This window comes from Paenibacillus faecis (genome assembly GCF_008084145.1).
In the GTDB taxonomy this organism is placed as follows: Bacteria; Bacillota; Bacilli; order Paenibacillales; family Paenibacillaceae; genus Fontibacillus; species Fontibacillus faecis.
In genome coordinates, this window is the sequence record NZ_VSDO01000005.1 from 527,326 (window position 1) to 542,192 (window position 14,867).

13 protein-coding genes are annotated in these 14,867 nt (G+C 55.6%); 8 read left to right on the forward strand and 5 right to left on the reverse strand.

Annotated elements, in window-relative coordinates:
* Positions 1 to 106: 106 nt before the first annotated feature.
* On the reverse strand, positions 107 to 916 hold the full coding sequence (locus FRY98_RS24105) for a histidinol-phosphatase (RefSeq protein WP_148456925.1): 810 nt from the start codon (positions 914 to 916) through the stop codon (positions 107 to 109).
* Between the two features lie 38 nt (positions 917 to 954).
* On the reverse strand, positions 955 to 1,857 hold the full coding sequence (locus tag FRY98_RS24110) for a LysR family transcriptional regulator (RefSeq protein ID WP_148456927.1): 903 nt from the start codon (positions 1,855 to 1,857) through the stop codon (positions 955 to 957).
* A 237-nt stretch (positions 1,858 to 2,094) separates the two neighbouring features.
* Between FRY98_RS24110 and FRY98_RS24115 the strand changes: the two genes are divergently transcribed.
* The 6 genes from FRY98_RS24115 to FRY98_RS24140 all read left to right on the forward strand — a co-directional run bounded on the left by FRY98_RS24115 (position 2,095) and on the right by FRY98_RS24140 (position 9,738).
* Complete coding sequence (locus FRY98_RS24115) at positions 2,095 to 2,550, forward strand: chemotaxis protein CheX (RefSeq protein ID WP_148456929.1); 456 nt, start codon at positions 2,095 to 2,097, stop codon at positions 2,548 to 2,550.
* A 33-nt stretch (positions 2,551 to 2,583) separates the two neighbouring features.
* Positions 2,584 to 3,360, forward strand: a complete 777-nt coding sequence (locus FRY98_RS24120; RefSeq protein WP_148456931.1) for an SDR family NAD(P)-dependent oxidoreductase — start codon at positions 2,584 to 2,586, stop codon at positions 3,358 to 3,360.
* Positions 3,361 to 4,315: 955 nt separating this feature from the next.
* Positions 4,316 to 6,112: an Ig-like domain-containing protein gene (locus FRY98_RS24125; protein ID WP_148456933.1), complete on the forward strand. Its 1,797-nt coding sequence runs from the start codon at positions 4,316 to 4,318 to the stop codon at positions 6,110 to 6,112.
* A gap of 168 nt (positions 6,113 to 6,280) precedes the next feature.
* Positions 6,281 to 7,705, forward strand: a complete 1,425-nt coding sequence (locus FRY98_RS24130; RefSeq protein ID WP_148456935.1) for a DEAD/DEAH box helicase — start codon at positions 6,281 to 6,283, stop codon at positions 7,703 to 7,705.
* A gap of 65 nt (positions 7,706 to 7,770) precedes the next feature.
* Positions 7,771 to 8,517, forward strand: a complete 747-nt coding sequence (locus FRY98_RS24135; RefSeq protein WP_148456937.1) for an ABC transporter ATP-binding protein — start codon at positions 7,771 to 7,773, stop codon at positions 8,515 to 8,517.
* A 3-nt stretch (positions 8,518 to 8,520) separates the two neighbouring features.
* Complete coding sequence (locus FRY98_RS24140) at positions 8,521 to 9,738, forward strand: ABC transporter permease (protein WP_148456939.1); 1,218 nt, start codon at positions 8,521 to 8,523, stop codon at positions 9,736 to 9,738.
* A gap of 138 nt (positions 9,739 to 9,876) precedes the next feature.
* Here the strand turns inward: FRY98_RS24140 and FRY98_RS28710 are convergent, their stop codons facing one another.
* The 3 genes from FRY98_RS28710 to FRY98_RS24150 all read right to left on the reverse strand — a co-directional run bounded on the left by FRY98_RS28710 (position 9,877) and on the right by FRY98_RS24150 (position 12,133).
* Complete coding sequence (locus tag FRY98_RS28710; protein WP_211373355.1) at positions 9,877 to 10,005, reverse strand: YjcZ family sporulation protein; 129 nt, start codon at positions 10,003 to 10,005, stop codon at positions 9,877 to 9,879.
* 103 nt (positions 10,006 to 10,108) lie between these two features.
* A complete protein-coding gene (locus FRY98_RS24145; RefSeq protein ID WP_148456941.1) occupies positions 10,109 to 11,404 on the reverse strand; it encodes an aminotransferase class I/II-fold pyridoxal phosphate-dependent enzyme in 1,296 nt (431 codons plus the stop codon).
* 93 nt (positions 11,405 to 11,497) lie between these two features.
* Positions 11,498 to 12,133, reverse strand: coding sequence for a pyridoxamine 5'-phosphate oxidase family protein (locus FRY98_RS24150; RefSeq protein ID WP_148456943.1), 636 nt, complete (start codon positions 12,131 to 12,133; stop codon positions 11,498 to 11,500).
* Positions 12,134 to 12,288: 155 nt separating this feature from the next.
* Here FRY98_RS24150 and pdxR point away from each other — a divergent pair, with 155 nt between their 5' ends.
* Positions 12,289 to 13,770 carry a MocR-like pyridoxine biosynthesis transcription factor PdxR gene (pdxR, locus tag FRY98_RS24155; RefSeq protein ID WP_148456945.1) on the forward strand — a complete coding sequence of 494 codons (1,482 nt, stop codon included), beginning with the start codon at positions 12,289 to 12,291 and terminating at the stop codon, positions 13,768 to 13,770.
* A gap of 72 nt (positions 13,771 to 13,842) precedes the next feature.
* The gene (locus FRY98_RS24160) at positions 13,843 to 14,628 is read left to right on the forward strand and encodes a helix-turn-helix domain-containing protein (RefSeq protein WP_148456947.1); all 786 of its coding nucleotides are present in this window, start codon (positions 13,843 to 13,845) and stop codon (positions 14,626 to 14,628) included.
* Positions 14,629 to 14,867: the final 239 nt, after the last annotated feature.

Genomic DNA, 14,867 nt, shown 5'->3' on the forward strand with positions numbered 1-14,867 from the left:
AATAGAGAGAGGGTACACTTATTACATGACCCCCTTTTGAATATATTTGTCTCTTGGAATCCGGCGAGTAGCGTACGGGTTCCCTTTTTTTTGCCCGCAATTTCCCCTACAGGGGGACGGGCATTCTCTGTTTGTTTTTGTAATATACCCATTCGGTAAACCCGATTTCCTTCAAACGCTTGGCCACATCCTCCCATTCATCGGCGACGCGCTTCGGCGTGTGGGCATCGGACCCGAACGTGACATCCACGCCGAAAAATAAGGCGCGCTCCAATATTTCATCGGAAGGATACCAGCCACCGGACAGTTTGGTTTTGCCGGACGTATTAATTTCGATCGCGACCTTGTTGTCGGCAATAACCCGCAGGGTTTCGTCGATCGCCGCCGCTGCCGGAATATCGGAGAAAGCGGGATAGTTTCCTTTCATCGCATCGATATGGCCTAAAATTTGGAACATGCCACTGCGGGCCGAATCCCGAATCAGCGCGTAGTAGGCTTCTTTATCCGCAATACGCTGCTGTTCATTCAGGCCTTTCCAACGTCGTTTGTTGAAGATGCTGACCTCTTTCACGCTATGGACGGACCCGATAATGTAGTCGAAAGGATACTGGGAGAGAATCTTACGGTAAACCTCGGCATGAGCCGGAAAATAATCGGATTCGATCCCGAGCAGGACATCGATCTTCCCGGCGTATTCCTCTTTCAGTTTCAGCACTTCATTGACATAATTGGCGAATTCCGCCTTGGCCATGGCGATGTGCGGAAGAGGGTGCTCTTCGGGGTCACCGAAGTAAGGCGTATGGTCGCTGATTCCGATCACCGCGAGACCGGCGGCGATTCCGGCTTCCACATAGTCGCGGATGTTGCCGTCGGCGTGGCCGCAGCGAAAATGATGGGTGTGCAAATCGAACTTCATGCAGTTGGCTCCTTCCTGGTTAACCTTCTGGCTGGATTTTATTCGGAACTGATAAAGCGGTTTTCCGGCATGCCTTTCAAGTCTCCGAGAAATTGCTGCATGGCGGAATTGACGTACCTGCTGGATTTGTAAATGACGCCCACCGGATGCGTGACTTCGAGTTCCGGGATGCGTACGACCTTTAAGGAGCCTTGGCGCAGCTCTCTCAGGATGGACTGCTTCGATATAATAGCCGCCCCGAGATTGATCTCCACCATCCGTTTCACTTCCTCGCTGCTGGAAAGCTCCATGACGATATGCGGCTCGATGTTATGCGATCGGAAAACTTCGTCCACGAAGCGGCGTCCGACCGTATCGGGGGACAGCATGATCAAAGGTACTTCTCGCAGCGATTCGAGCGTGGGAATGGGTTTACCGGCCAAGGGGTGGAGTGGGGAGACGACGAGCTCAAACGTATCGTAATACAGCACCGTGGATAGCACCTGCGGGTTGTTTTCGATTAAATAGCCGATCCCGATATCGACCAGGCCTTGTTCCACATTTTGATAAATCAAACTGGAGGGCATCGATTGAATCGTTGTTTTGATCAGGGGAAACTGGTCTTGAAAATAAGACAGGATACGCGGCAAAATTTGAATGGCGATGGAGGTCGTTGTACCCAGGACGATATGTCCTTGTGGCGTATGCTCCAGATCGGTCAATTTCTGCTTCAGCTCTTCGACAATATCCAGTATTTGCTCCGCTTTCTCCAGAAATACTTGCCCCCGGTCCGTTAAGGTCACCGGCTGAGTTCGGTCGACCAGCACCGTGCGGAATTCATCCTCCAGGCTTTTGATCTGGGCGGAAACGGCGGGCTGCGTCAAATTCAACAGTTCTCCGGCCTTTCGAAAACTTTTGGTCTTCGAAATGGTGATCAGCGTTTCCAATTGACTGATATTCACCCGAATCCTCCTTTCCTCCGAAATCTCGTATTCATTAATTATAGAGGATTTTTTTAGGCTAAATCAATGACACGGATATGACAACCCCTCGGAAGGTTTTCAGGATATAAGACTTACTTGGCGGAGACCGCTCGATTTTTAATGACTTATACCTAGGAATAAAGTATAATAAATTCCAAACTTGTTCGGGACTTTTGTATCGGTTTATTAAACTTCTATGCGAAAAGGGGCGTAATAGTGAAAGCGGAAGTAATCAATCCTTTTCTGGAATCGGCTCGTACCGTAATTCAGCAGGTCGTTCAGGTTTCTCCTTCGACGGGAAGTTTGGGAGTCAAGGAAATCCAGCCGGTGGAAGATCATATTTGGATTCAAATCGACATGACGGGACATTTTAGCGGGATGGTGATTTTCGGCCTGCAGGAAGAGGTGGCTCTCCGCATTGTCTCGGCGATGATGGGCGGGTTCGTGCTGACGGAAATGGACGAAATGGGCCGCAGCGCCATCTCCGAATTGGGCAATATGATCAGCGGCAATGCCAGCACGATTTTGTCCAATCAGGGCTATGTCGTGGATATTACACCGCCGAAGGTGATCCAAAGCGAAGGCGGCCAAGCCGCTCCCCGCAAGGCGCTTTGCATTCCGCTCGTCATGGACGGAATCGGCGAATTGGATATTCAGGTCATGATCTCCTAAAATAGAGGAAACTGATCTGAAGGGAAGGGTAGCATGTCGCTTAACAATAAAGTAATCGTCGTCACGGGCGCGTCCAGCGGCATCGGGGCTTTAGCCGCGCGCATGCTGTCGGAACAGGGAGCCACGCTGGTGCTCGCCGCCAGGTCGGCGGATAAGTTGAAGGAAATCCGGAACGGGATGATGGGGCCCAGCAAGATCGTGGAACTCGATGTCGGCGACGACGAATCCGTCGCAGCGGGTTTCAAGGAGATCTACGCGGAGTTCGGGCGGGTTGACTGCCTCGTCAACAACGCGGGTTACGGGAAATTTACCGCCTTTGATGAAATGCCGCTTCATGAGTTTGAAGCGATGATGAACGTGAATTATATGGGAATGGTCCGCTGCACGAAGGCGGTTCTGCCGCGGATGAAAGAGGCCCGATCCGGCCGGATCGTGAATATCGCCTCCATAGCGGGCAAGATCGGAACGGCGAAATCCACGGCTTATACGGCCACGAAGCATGCCGTACTGGGCTTCAGCAGCGCGCTCCGTCAGGAGGTCCGCCCCTATGGCATCACCGTGTCCACGATCAACCCGGGTCCGATCGATACGCCGTTCTTCTCGTTGGCCGACCCGGAGGGGCATTACGTCAACAATGTCAAATGGTTTATGATGAAGCCCGAACGGGTGGCGAAGGCGCTGGTCCACGCGGTTCGCACCGGTACGACGGAAATCAATCTTCCGTGGACCGCGGGGGTCGGCGCGAAATTTTATCAAGTATTTCCCCGTCTGGCCGATCGTCTCAGTTATCGCATGCTGAATAAGAAATAAGATGAACACCGACTTCCCGCAGTCGGTGTTTTTTTGTTGGCCCGAGCGAAATAGCCGCTCAAAAGGTGATTGCCCAGGGCTGTCCTTCCTTTGAAAAAAGAAACCATCTGGCCAAGGCCGTAAACTGTCCAGCGGGAGGCACGACACATAGAGCAGAACGGCCTTTGGGGGGGCGGCGGGTGCTTTAAAGGATGAATCGCTGCCGCGCCGACGCAGGTGCTCTAGCGGATGAATCGCTGCCGCGCTGATGCAGGTGCTCTAGCGGATGAATCGCTGCCGCGCCGACGCGGGTGCTCTAGCGGATGAATCGCTGCCGCGCTGACGCGGGTGCTCTAGCGGATGAATCGCTGCCGCGCCGCCGCAGGTGCTCTAGCGGATGAATCGCTGCCGCGCTGACGCAGGTGCTCTAGCGGATGAATCACGCTACGCTCACACCGATTGCTCTAACGGACGCAATAGCTGCTATTTCGCCAGAAATGGCTTCCATTGGATTTTAACGGAAATAGTAGCGCCTATTTGCGGATTTCACCGCCAAACTGAGCTCATTTTGCCGAAATAGGCGCTACTGCGTCCGTTAGAATTCCGATTCGTCCGAAAAGGACGAAATAGGCGCTATGGCGTCCGTTAGATTTTACGATCGGGCTTCGGACTGGGCGCGGCCGACCCCGACACTTCTGGGCCCTTTTTTCAAAGGCCCATTGCGGGGGTACGGTCCTTTCGGACGCGTTCCGTGACTACGGCGATGATTCGGGTCGTTAAGGAGGGAGCCATTCGGCCTTCATGCCCACCAATCCCTTGTTATCCTGAAGGACTAGAATCAGCTCGACAGAATCCACGGGAGAGTCCCAGAAAATTAAGTAATTGGAAGTATTTTCAAACCTTAATATCCTTGTGAATAATGGAATTGAATTGCATTGTTATTCCCGAATATTCCATTTTAGAAGGAGTGTTGTTCATGCGGAAATACCTGTACAAGCCCTTTGTCGTAATGCTTTCATCCGTTCTGCTTTGGACGGGGTGGTCCGGAAGCGGTCACGCCGCGGCTCCGGAAGAAGCAGCTTCTGTGCAATGGTCGCATGAGTTGGAAGGCATCGATGTCTCGAAAACAGATGCGAAGGGAAGCGCTGTTACTGTAACCTCAGACGGAGGCTATGTTTTCGTAGGCTATCGTGGTTCCTCACTCACCGAGAAGGGGGCTTCCCATGTCGTTAAGGTAAACGGCAACGGTGAGATCGTTTGGAAAAACGATATCGATGTGTTGGATCAACACGGAGATTATTCAACCAATAGAGCCTTTGCCGTGACGGAGACTTCCGACGGAAGTCTCCTGATCGCCGGAGAACAAATCCGGAAAGATATTGACCGGAAGCGCCGTGCGGTTCCGTTTGTCTTCAAGCTGAGTCCCGACGGGGAGTTGTTGTGGAAAAAAAATTATCCTGACCTCTCATACTACACTCAACGGGCGGAGCTGATCCAAAAAACCTCGGATGGAGGGGCGATTATCGGCGGGGGGGCCAGAACAGACAACTGGTATCCGACGCACACATTCCTTCTAAAAATAAATGCGGATGGAGATGTAGCCTGGTACGAAACTTATTCATTCGGGTTCTATACCTATTTTCATAACATGGTCGTCACTCCCGACGACGGAGTTATTGTAACCGGTGAGAAGGTAAACTCCAGATGGGGCCCGTATAGTCATCGGTTCATAACCAAATTCGGCCCGAATGGAGATCAGGAGTGGGAAAAAATGAAGGAGACCGACGAAATTCGGGCGGTGCTCCCTTCCGAGGACGGAACCTTCTTGCTGACCAGATACAATTCGGAGGAGGAGAGATACTATCTTCAAAAGATGACCGAAACCGGGGACATTTTGTGGGAAAAAGTTTCGGATGCGCTATCCGCTTCAGCGATCGGCGATATAGTTCAAGCTCAGCCTATGGAGGACGGGTTTGCCGTAATCTCCAACCAGTCTACGGAATATGCCGGAAAGTCTTATAAATATAAAGTCACCTTGACGGATGATAATGCGATTCCGATCAAAAAATACTTGTTCGGAACGCACGAATTGTACATTTCGAAAGGCGGCATCTCCCTGGATGACCGCGGGCTTGTCTACACGGGGACCCTCCTAACAAAAACAGAAACGGGCTCTAAAACAACGTTTCCTTTGGCAAAAATCGCCGTGCCCGGCCAAGCCCCGACTAACCCGAAGTTTTCCAAGCTCCGGTTTCAAACGGATAAGCTTTATCTGGCCGTCGGACAAGCCGTGCATAGCGTCGTTGAGGCGGTTTACTCCGACGCTACGGTAACGGATGTAACCTATTCCTCGAGCTACAATTCGCAGGACCCGGGCATTGCCAAAGCTGACCCGCTTGGAAATATTACCGGCATCAGCCCCGGAACGACGGTAATTAAGGCAACTTTTTCGGGATTGCAGGCCAGCGTAACGGTGGAAGTGACGGAAGGGCAAACGGGCCCCGGCCGCTTTTTCCTCGATTCTGACGAATATTCCCTGTCGGTAGGAACCGAACTGGATATAGCCGCCTTTTACACGGATGAAACGGGCCTGACCTCCAAGGTTACGGAGGATACCGTGTTTGCTGTGGATGACCCTGCCGTCGCCGCAGTGGACGAGTACGGGAATATTCGGGGGATTAGCCCCGGGGTTACACAGATCACGGCAGCCTTTAACGGACATATTTATAGAGCTAGCGTGTGGGTGGTTCGTCCGTACACACCAGTTCATTAATCACATAAAATAGTGCCGGATGGAAAGGGGACGCTGCGCGTTAAGGGTGCAGCGTCCCTTTATTTTCGGCCGGCAAGTCCCGAAAGGTTGGATGGATTTGGTCGGGGCGGTTTTTTCGCATATAATGAGAATAATGATCGCGATTGAATTGATAAAGGATGAACTTACATGACGATAACAACGTTTACCGGTCTGGGCCTTAACGAGGCGCTGACCGCGAAATTGGCGGACTATGGCATTACGCAGCCGTCCCCGGTTCAGGCGGAGTGCATCCCCGCCGCTCTGGAAGGCCGGGATATTTTGGCGCAATCGCAGACGGGGACGGGCAAGACGCTAGCTTACCTTCTCCCGCTGCTGCAAAACACCAATCCCGACGAGAAAGCATTGCAGGGATTGATTCTGGCACCGACCCAGGAACTGGCGATGCAGATCGTCCGGGAGGCCGAGAAATACGGCGATTCGCTGGGAATCCGGGTACAGGCCCTGATCGGGGGTGCGGCCATCAAGCGCCAGCTCGAGCGGCTGAAGCAGCATCCGCAGCTCATCGTCGGGACGCCGGGCCGGATCCGGGAGGTGCTCGCGCTGCGCAAATTGAAGCTGCACACGGTCCGAACCGTTGTCGTCGACGAGGTGGATCAAATGTTCCAGCTTGGTGGGACGGCCGACCTGGAGCATATTTTGCGCGGTACCCTGCGCGAGCGGCAGCTCCTGTTTCTCTCCGCGACCATCAATCCGGAAATTCGCAAACTGGCCGGGCAGGAGATGAAGGACGCGGTGGAAGTCGGCATCGAGCCGGAGCATCGGACCTCCAAGACGGTGGAGCATGTTTACTTCGTCAGCGAACGTGACAAAATCGATATGCTGCGCCGGATTCTCCGTCACTATGACCCTGCTCGTTCGATCGTGTTTATCAATAACACCTCGGAAATCGCCGAGGTGGAGGCGAAGATGAACTTCGTGGGCCTGAGCGCCGGCGCTCTGTATGGGGATGCGGACAAAACGGTAAGAAGCGTCACGCTCCGCAAATTCCGGGAAGGTAAAATCCGGGTGCTGGTGGCCACGGATGTGGCGGCACGGGGGCTCGATATCGAAGAGTTATCGCTTGTGGTCAACCTGGATCCGCCGATCGATTCGGAGCATTACGTCCATCGGGTAGGACGGACCGGCCGGATGGGGCGAAACGGTCTGGCCGTCTCCATCGTCGCGCCGAAAGAAGAGTTCATCATGCGCAAATTCTCCAAGGAGCTCGGGATCGAAATCCGGCAGCGCGGCATGTACGGCGGACAAGTGGTGGATCCGCAGTCCGCGCAGGGCAGTCGCCGGAACGGGACGGTAGCCGCCCCCGGAAAGAAGCGTGAAAGCGGGAAGCCCGGAAGCGGAGAAGCGCTCCAAGCCGCTGAGACGGCAGGAGCCCGCCACGCCTCCGGCCGGACGGCTGAAGCTTCGCCGGGACGCGGCAAGCCCGGCCCGTCCGCCCGCTCGGGCAAAGCGGCACCGAAACCGTCCGCTTCCCGCAAGAACGACCGGAAGAAGACGGACGGGAAGAACAAAGGGGCTCCAAGATGGCTGAAGGAGAAGCAGTCGCGGAGCTAGCCGGCTAGGAACGCTAGTGATGGAATCCAGCGGTAGTACGAGTTTGGTTAGAGGAGGATCTTGTGTTGAGTGAAACGCCCGTTTTACAAATAGAAGAGTTGACCGGGGGTTACAGCCTCGGACGTCCGGTTCTTCATGATATCAATTTCGAGGTGATGCCGGGCGAAATGGTCGGTCTGATCGGCCTGAACGGTGCCGGCAAAAGCACGACGATGAAGCATATCCTCGGACTGATGACACCGCATCGCGGCGGAGTGGCCGTCCGGGGGAAGACGCGGGAGGAGGACCCTGAAGGCTACCAATCCTCCCTGGCGTTCGTCCCCGAATCCCCGCTTTTGTACGAGGAATTGACGGTGCGGGAGCATCTTGAATTTGCCGCCCGCGCTTACGGGGTCAACCCGGATGATTACCGCGAAAGAACCGAGCGGCTGCTTAAGCTGTTCCACATGGAGGAAAAAGCCGACAGCCTCTCCATCCATCTATCCAAAGGGATGAAGCAGAAGGTCATGATCATGTGCGCCTTCGTGGCCCGGCCTTCGTTATACGTCATCGACGAGCCTTTTCTGGGTCTCGATCCGCTCGGGATCCGTTCCCTTCTCGATTTTATGCTGGAAATGAAAGAGAGCGGGGCTTCGATCCTGCTCAGCTCGCATATTTTGTCCACGATCGAAAATTACTGTGACCGGTTTATCGTGCTTCACCGGGGGGCGGTCATCGCGCGGGGGACCCTGGAGGAGATCGCTCAGCAGGCCGGGATGCCGGGTGCCGCGCTTGAAGATATTTTCTACAGCTTAGTTAAAGGCGGAGATTAGAAAATGAAGCTTCAGGAGCTGTACAGGCAGCGTAAATCGTCTTTTTGGAGCAAAGTGCTCCCGTTTGTGCCTTATATATTCCAGAGTGGAGTAGCGGTCCTGTTCCTGCTGCTGCTGATTGCCTTCTCCGCCTGGTATACGGCTTTTCTGCAAAATTTGCCGCCGGGGCTTCCCGTCCTCTGGATCCTGTTGATTCTCCTCGGGCCGCTGACGGTGTACTCCAGTTTCCGGACCTATATGCAGCCGGCCGACGTGATCTTTCTGCTGCCGCAGGAAGCCGGGATGAGCGAATATCTTAAGCCCGCTTTCCGAAACGGAATCGTGTATAAACTCATCGGCCTTTATATTCTTCTTTTAACAGTGTGGCCGCTCTACATCCGGTCGGATCTTGAAGTGCGGCACCCGCTGTGGCTGATCGTGTCGGTGTTGTTTGTGTTGAAGCTGTTGAGCGCCTACGGCGCATGGCAGGAGCTGCGGATCTCGACCGCCCGTGCCCGCATGGGCTACAGGCTGCTTCGCTGGTCCTTTCTCTGGCTGATGCTGGCCGCCTGGCTATGGCAGCCGGCGTGGAAGAGCGCCCTGTTTACGGTTCTGGTGGGAATTAACTACGTTTTGGCTTTGCGGTTCCCCATGAAGCACAACGTTCCTTGGGAAAACCTCATCGCCGCGGAAAAATCGGGAGCCGCCCGGGTTATGCTGCTGCTCGGCTGGTTCGTGGACGTGCCCGCGGAAGGGCAGAAGGTCATTCGCCGCCGCTGGCTTTCCGCGTTCGGAAACCGCATCCCGTGGTCCCGGGCCGGCGCCTACCGCTATCTGTTGACCAAAACGTTCATTCGCAGCGAGCTGCTGGGCATCATCGCCCGCTTGACCTTGCTGGGAATGCTGATTGTGGGATGGAACGGACAAACCTGGCTCGGCGCGGCGATCTACCTGTTCTTCATCTTTCTCGCCGGAACCCAGTTAAGCGCGCTGCGGCATGTCCATAGCGACACACCCGCGGACGCCTACTACCCGATTCCCGTTGGCTCCCGCCCGAAGGAGATCGTGAATCTCGCCACCCGCGTCCTGTCGGGAATCGCCGTGGTTCTGTGGATCCCGATGATCTTCGGCCCAGGCGGGAACCTCACCTATCTGATCGGCAGTCTCGCCGTAGGAATCGTCCTGGTTGTGGGCCTACGGTCCACCTGGAAGCGAAAATGGCGGGAAGAAGAGGAAGAGTAAGGGAAGGCAAGCTTAACGGGGATTTCTTTCGATAAAATTCGGGAACGATGCCTTTCTTGGGGTTACCGGGCGGCCGCCGCCTTCCCAATTTAAAAGACCGTCGGAGCACGAAGCTCCGACGGTCTTTTGGCATATCAATTAGTACAAAAACGAACGGCTGACGATCACCAGCAGGATGAAGAGCACCAGGATAACCCCCGTGCTAGTCCATAAGCCCCCGCCATATCCGCCGCCGTATCCGCCTCTATCTTCTCCAACACCGCTCATTCTGCAAATCCCCTTTCTCATAGATATCATTTAGTACACAGTATTCTATGAGCAGGGGGGGAACCCTGCTTGGGCGTATATAACGGCTTCCCGACAATTGGGTTTACGCTTGGAGATCCTGCACTCCCCGGTACACCAGATCGAACAGATCCTCCAAATTCTCCTCGGCTATGCAGGAGAAGGCGATCCGCAGATCGGTATCTCCCAACGCGATCGTCCCGACGCCGTACTCGCGGATCAAGTGCTGCCGCAGCGTCTCGGCGTTTACGTTTTTAAGCTTGAGACACATGAAATATCCCGAATTAAACGGATAGTATTCCCATACATCTCCGTATTTTCCGCTGTCCAGCAGCGCCTTTACTTTGTTGGCGCGGCCTTTCATAACCCGGAATTTCTCCGCCTTCTGGGCATGGAATTCCGGAGATTTCAAGGCATGCAGCACGAAGGTTTGGGAAGGATGGGCGCCGCTCGATATGGTCGCGCGAATGATGCCGAGCGTCTTTTGCTCCAGCGCGGAGAGAACCGCGGCATCTTCGGCGGCATAAGTGATGAACCCGACCCGGAAGCCCCAGACATACTCTTCCTTGGTCGCGCCGTCGACCTTCACCGGCAGAATCCGTGGATGGCGTCCGGCCAATCTGCCGAAAAGCGATTCGGACAAGGACTCCTCAAAGAAAAGCCCGAAATAAGCGTCATCCGTCACCACGACAACGTTGATGCCCGCCTCGGCGGCTTCCGTAATCGCGGCGACGATCTCGTCCCCTTCCTTCGCTCCCGGCGTGTAGCCTGTCGGGTTGTTCGGGAAATTCAGGATGACGATCGCTTTTCCTTTATCCTTCTGGGACAGCAGGGCCTCGCGAAGCCCCTGGCTGTTAAATTTCATGTCTTCCGTGAAAAGCGGATAGTTGACGATCACACCATGACGGCGGATGCCGAAGGTCAGTTCATAATTTTCCCAGTTCTTGTCCGGAAAAATGACCGCGTCGCCTTCATCTACGAACAGATCGGCGACGATGCTGAGACCGTGGGTCAGCGCGTTCGTAACGACCGGGTTGCCGAAGCTTTTATCGGCGATCGACGGATTTTCCGCGATCATCTTCTCGCGCCATGCGCTGCGGAGTTCCGGTTTCCCGGCCGGCGGCGCATACGGGTACAAATCCTGCGGTTTGTATGCGGACAAGGTTTCCTGAATGGCCGACAGATGCATCGGCCCGCCGTCCTCGGTGGCGATCCCGATCGTCGCATTGTACTTCTTCGCCCCGGCCGCCGCTTCGGCGGATTGGCTCAGAATGCCTTCCTTGGGAAAATAAATCTCCTTCCCCAAGGTGGACAGCATTTCGTACACATGGATATTGCCGGCTTTCAGATTCTCGTTTAACTGCTCCGCAAGTGGGTTCATCACGCGTTCATCCTTCCAATCGGTTATTAAGGGACAATGCCGTTTTGACTGCCTAACATTATATCATTTCGTCCCTCTACCGTCACGGTCTAATCACGCGTCCCCAGGAGTCTCTCCGGCATGCTGCGGGCAAAATCGTTTCATCAGCGAAACGGTGTCGGGGTCCAGCTCCAGATTTCGATTTTCCAATCCGGACGTGACATCGTTAAAGCGCGGCTCGGTCAGGTTTTGCCCGAATTTAAATTTGGCGCTGATCTCCTCCGGAACGATTTTGAAAAGGGATACCGCCTTAAGCTGCCCCGTATATTTGGGGTCTTCGGGGGTAATGGGATCATACCCCCCTTCCGGCTGGAGCTTTTCCATGAAGAGCGTGAGCGCCGAGGCCTTCTCTTCCGGGTTGTCCACAGACTCGGCGAGGCCGCGGACCATGACGCTTTTAAAGAACGCCGAGGCCGGGCAGGCCAGCTGCGGATCGGTGAAATAAGAGGGGATGATCGCATACTCCTTGGCAACGGTAAAACTGACGCGGGGATCCTGCTTCAGGTGTTTCATTTTTTCGCCGGCCCGACTGCCGTGAAAATAAATACAGCGGCCGTCGTACACAAAGTTGAGCGGCGTGACCCGAATCCATCCGTCCGGGCCTACGGTGCCAAGAAATCCAAAGCTCATCTCCCGCAAAAAGGATTCGATTTCCCTGGGGTCCTCGACGGTAAATTCTTTTCTTCTCATCTGTAGTTCCTCCTGATCCTAATCTTAAGCTTGTTTTCGGCTGATAGTTTTGACGTTTTCTCCAAGTCTAGCCGCTCGATTGACATATAAAAAGAACCAATTTACATTATTTTTTATAGTCCAATTATAAAAAGATCAAGAATGGGGGCCTCCTGTTGGATTTCTCGATTCCGCTGGAAACGCAAGGGCGGAAATACCGCTACAAATACGAGGCGCTCTATCATGCGATCCGGACGGCGATTCTGGACGGAACCCTGCAGGAAGGCGCGCGCCTTCCCTCTTCCCGCGATTTGGCGTCAGCTTATGGCTTGTCCCGCGGCAGTGTCGCGCATGCTTACGACCTGCTGCATGCGGAAGGCTACGTCCGCTCGGCCGTCGGGAGCGGCACTTTCGTGGCCCGCATCGAGCCCCGGCGGGCCATACCCGGGCGGGCTGCCGCGGCGGACATCCCTTTGTCCCCTTGGGGACAAAGGGTGATGAAGCCGGCGCTGCCGCTGGAGGGGGGTGCCGCATCCGCTTCGCCGCCGGTTCCGGACCCTGCCGGAACCATCACGTTCCAGGATGCGGGGCCGCCCGCCGCCGGGTTCCCGCAGGCGGCGTGGAAGAGCGCGCTCGCCTGGGCCGCGCGGGAACGGGCCGTGCCCGCGGCCGGCGCGGCGGAAGCCGCCGGCGATCCGGAGCTGCGCGCCGCCATTGCCGCGCACCTGCGGCGAAGCCGGGGCATTGCGGCAGAGGCGGAGCAGATCTGCCTGTTCCAGGGCTCGATGCAGGCGATCATGCTGCTCACCCAGCTGCTGCTGGGGGAGGGCGAGCCGGCCGTGCTGGAGGACCCGTGCTATCACGGGATCTCCAGGGCGGTCGCCGCCTGCGGAGGGGTGGCCGTCCCCGCCCCCGTGGACGGGGACGGCATCCTCCCGCGCGACTGGGACGCGCGGGTGCTGTACGTCACGCCCGGTCGGCAGTTCCCGACCGGGGCGGTGCTGTCGCCGGCGCGGCGGCAGGAGCTGCTGGCCTGGGCGGCCAAGCGGAACGCGGTCATCGTCGAAGACGATTACGACACCGAGTTCCGTTGGCGGGGCCGCCCGCTGGAGCCGCTCAAGGCGCTGGACCGCGAGGATCGGGTCGTATACATCGGGTCTTTTTCCAAGACGATGTTCGCCTCCCTGCGGATTGGATATGCCGTGCTGCCGCGCGGCCTGGTCGGCCCGGCCGTACGGGCCAAAGCCCTGTACGAGCCGGTTTCCCCCGCGCGGCTGGAGCAGCGCGCGCTGGCCTGCTTCATGCGCAGGGGCGATTATGAGCGCCATCTGCGCCGGATGCGCCGGATCTACAGCGCCAAACACGAGCTGTTCCGTCAAACGCTGGCCAAGGTCATCCCGGAACTGTTCGGGCTGCGGATGGCTGAGGCCGGCCTGCTCGTCTATGCGGACTGGAAGCGGGCGCCCGAGGAATTTGCCGCGTTTCGGGAAGCGGCCGGGCGCCGAGGGGTTACGTTTCGCGACGGGGAGTTGTACCGGCTGACCCCAGGCCCACCGGCGGCCTGCTTCAGTCTTTCCCATCTGGATGACGCCGCTTTGGTCGAAGGGGTATACCGCATGGGGCAGGCGTGGAAAGATATTTATGAAATGAAAAAATAGGAGTATAATCGGCTTAATCGGTTTTTAAGACCAGGTAATGAATACAATCATTTAATCCGAGGAGGTGAGGAGATGCTTCACGTATCCCCGTCTTCGTTTATCCTGAAGCCCGCGTTCGCCAAAATTGTATGCGAGCCCGGTTGGAAATGGCATAAGCGGGAGAAGCCGCTGCAAAACTACGATTTGTTTTATGTATGGAGCGGTGAAGGCACCGTGGTGTTGAACGATCAGCCGATTCAGGTCGGTCCGGGAAGCTGCTTTTTGTTCCGGAAGGGGGACCATACCAGTGCCACGCATAATCCTCAGCGCCCGCTGGTGTTAACGTACATCCATTTCGATATCGACGAACCGGTTGATGAAGTTCCCGGTCCTTACCGCAAGCTGGAGGAGACGCTGGACTTTGAATATATGCTTTCCCGGTATGTCCGGTTGTTCCTGATCAAGGCGTATGGCGCCGAGGAAGAAGCCCGGCTGATTCTGAAGCAACTGCTCATTTACCTGCTGCGTGCGGAAAAGGAAACGCCGAAGGAAAAGAAGGTCAGTCACCAGTTGAACGAAGTGATTCAAGAGGTGGCCAATTATTGCCTTCAGCATCCCGGTTTACCGCATAAAGTGGAGGATTTGGCCGCACGTGCCGGCTTGTCGCCGCGATATTTTTCCATAAAATTCAAGGAAATCATCGGGCAATCCGTCCAGTCCTATATCATCAAGACGCGGATCGACCGGGCCCAGCATCTCCTGCTCCATGCGGGGATGAATGTAACCGAGGTGGCGGATGCGCTCGGATACAGGGATATTTTCTTTTTCAGCCGACAATTCAAGCAATACACCGGCAAAAGTCCCTCCGAAATTCGCTGATATCTCCAAATTCGCAAAAAAAATTCTCCCTGGCTGTTTCATCCCAATTCTTGGCGGGTAAATCCATTTTATAGCCGGAGTCTGGGAGGAGGTGGCAGTATGGGAAGAAGACGGCGGATGCGCAGCCGGGGAATTTCGGTGCCGGGCAGCAGCATATTCAGATATCGTTTCCGGCGTTGGAGACGTCCCGATCGGGAAGAAGAAACCTGGTTCTAACCACAGTCTTGATATTAAGTCGG

What these genes read in the sequence shown, in the direction of transcription:
- FRY98_RS24105 (WP_148456925.1), bottom strand. Translation starts at nt 916, where the DNA reads ATGAAGTTCGATTTGCACACCCATCATTTTCGCTGCGGCCACGCCGAC.
- FRY98_RS24120 (WP_148456931.1), top strand. Translation starts at nt 2,584, where the DNA reads ATGTCGCTTAACAATAAAGTAATCGTCGTCACGGGCGCGTCCAGCGGC.
- FRY98_RS24125 (WP_148456933.1), top strand. Translation starts at nt 4,316, where the DNA reads ATGCGGAAATACCTGTACAAGCCCTTTGTCGTAATGCTTTCATCCGTT.
- FRY98_RS24130 (WP_148456935.1), top strand. Translation starts at nt 6,281, where the DNA reads ATGACGATAACAACGTTTACCGGTCTGGGCCTTAACGAGGCGCTGACC.
- FRY98_RS24140 (WP_148456939.1), top strand. Translation starts at nt 8,521, where the DNA reads ATGAAGCTTCAGGAGCTGTACAGGCAGCGTAAATCGTCTTTTTGGAGC.
- FRY98_RS28710 (WP_211373355.1), bottom strand. Translation starts at nt 10,005, where the DNA reads ATGAGCGGTGTTGGAGAAGATAGAGGCGGATACGGCGGCGGATATGGC.
- FRY98_RS24145 (WP_148456941.1), bottom strand. Translation starts at nt 11,404, where the DNA reads ATGAACCCACTTGCGGAGCAGTTAAACGAGAATCTGAAAGCCGGCAAT.
- FRY98_RS24150 (WP_148456943.1), bottom strand. Translation starts at nt 12,133, where the DNA reads ATGAGAAGAAAAGAATTTACCGTCGAGGACCCCAGGGAAATCGAATCC.
- FRY98_RS24160 (WP_148456947.1), top strand. Translation starts at nt 13,843, where the DNA reads ATGCTTCACGTATCCCCGTCTTCGTTTATCCTGAAGCCCGCGTTCGCC.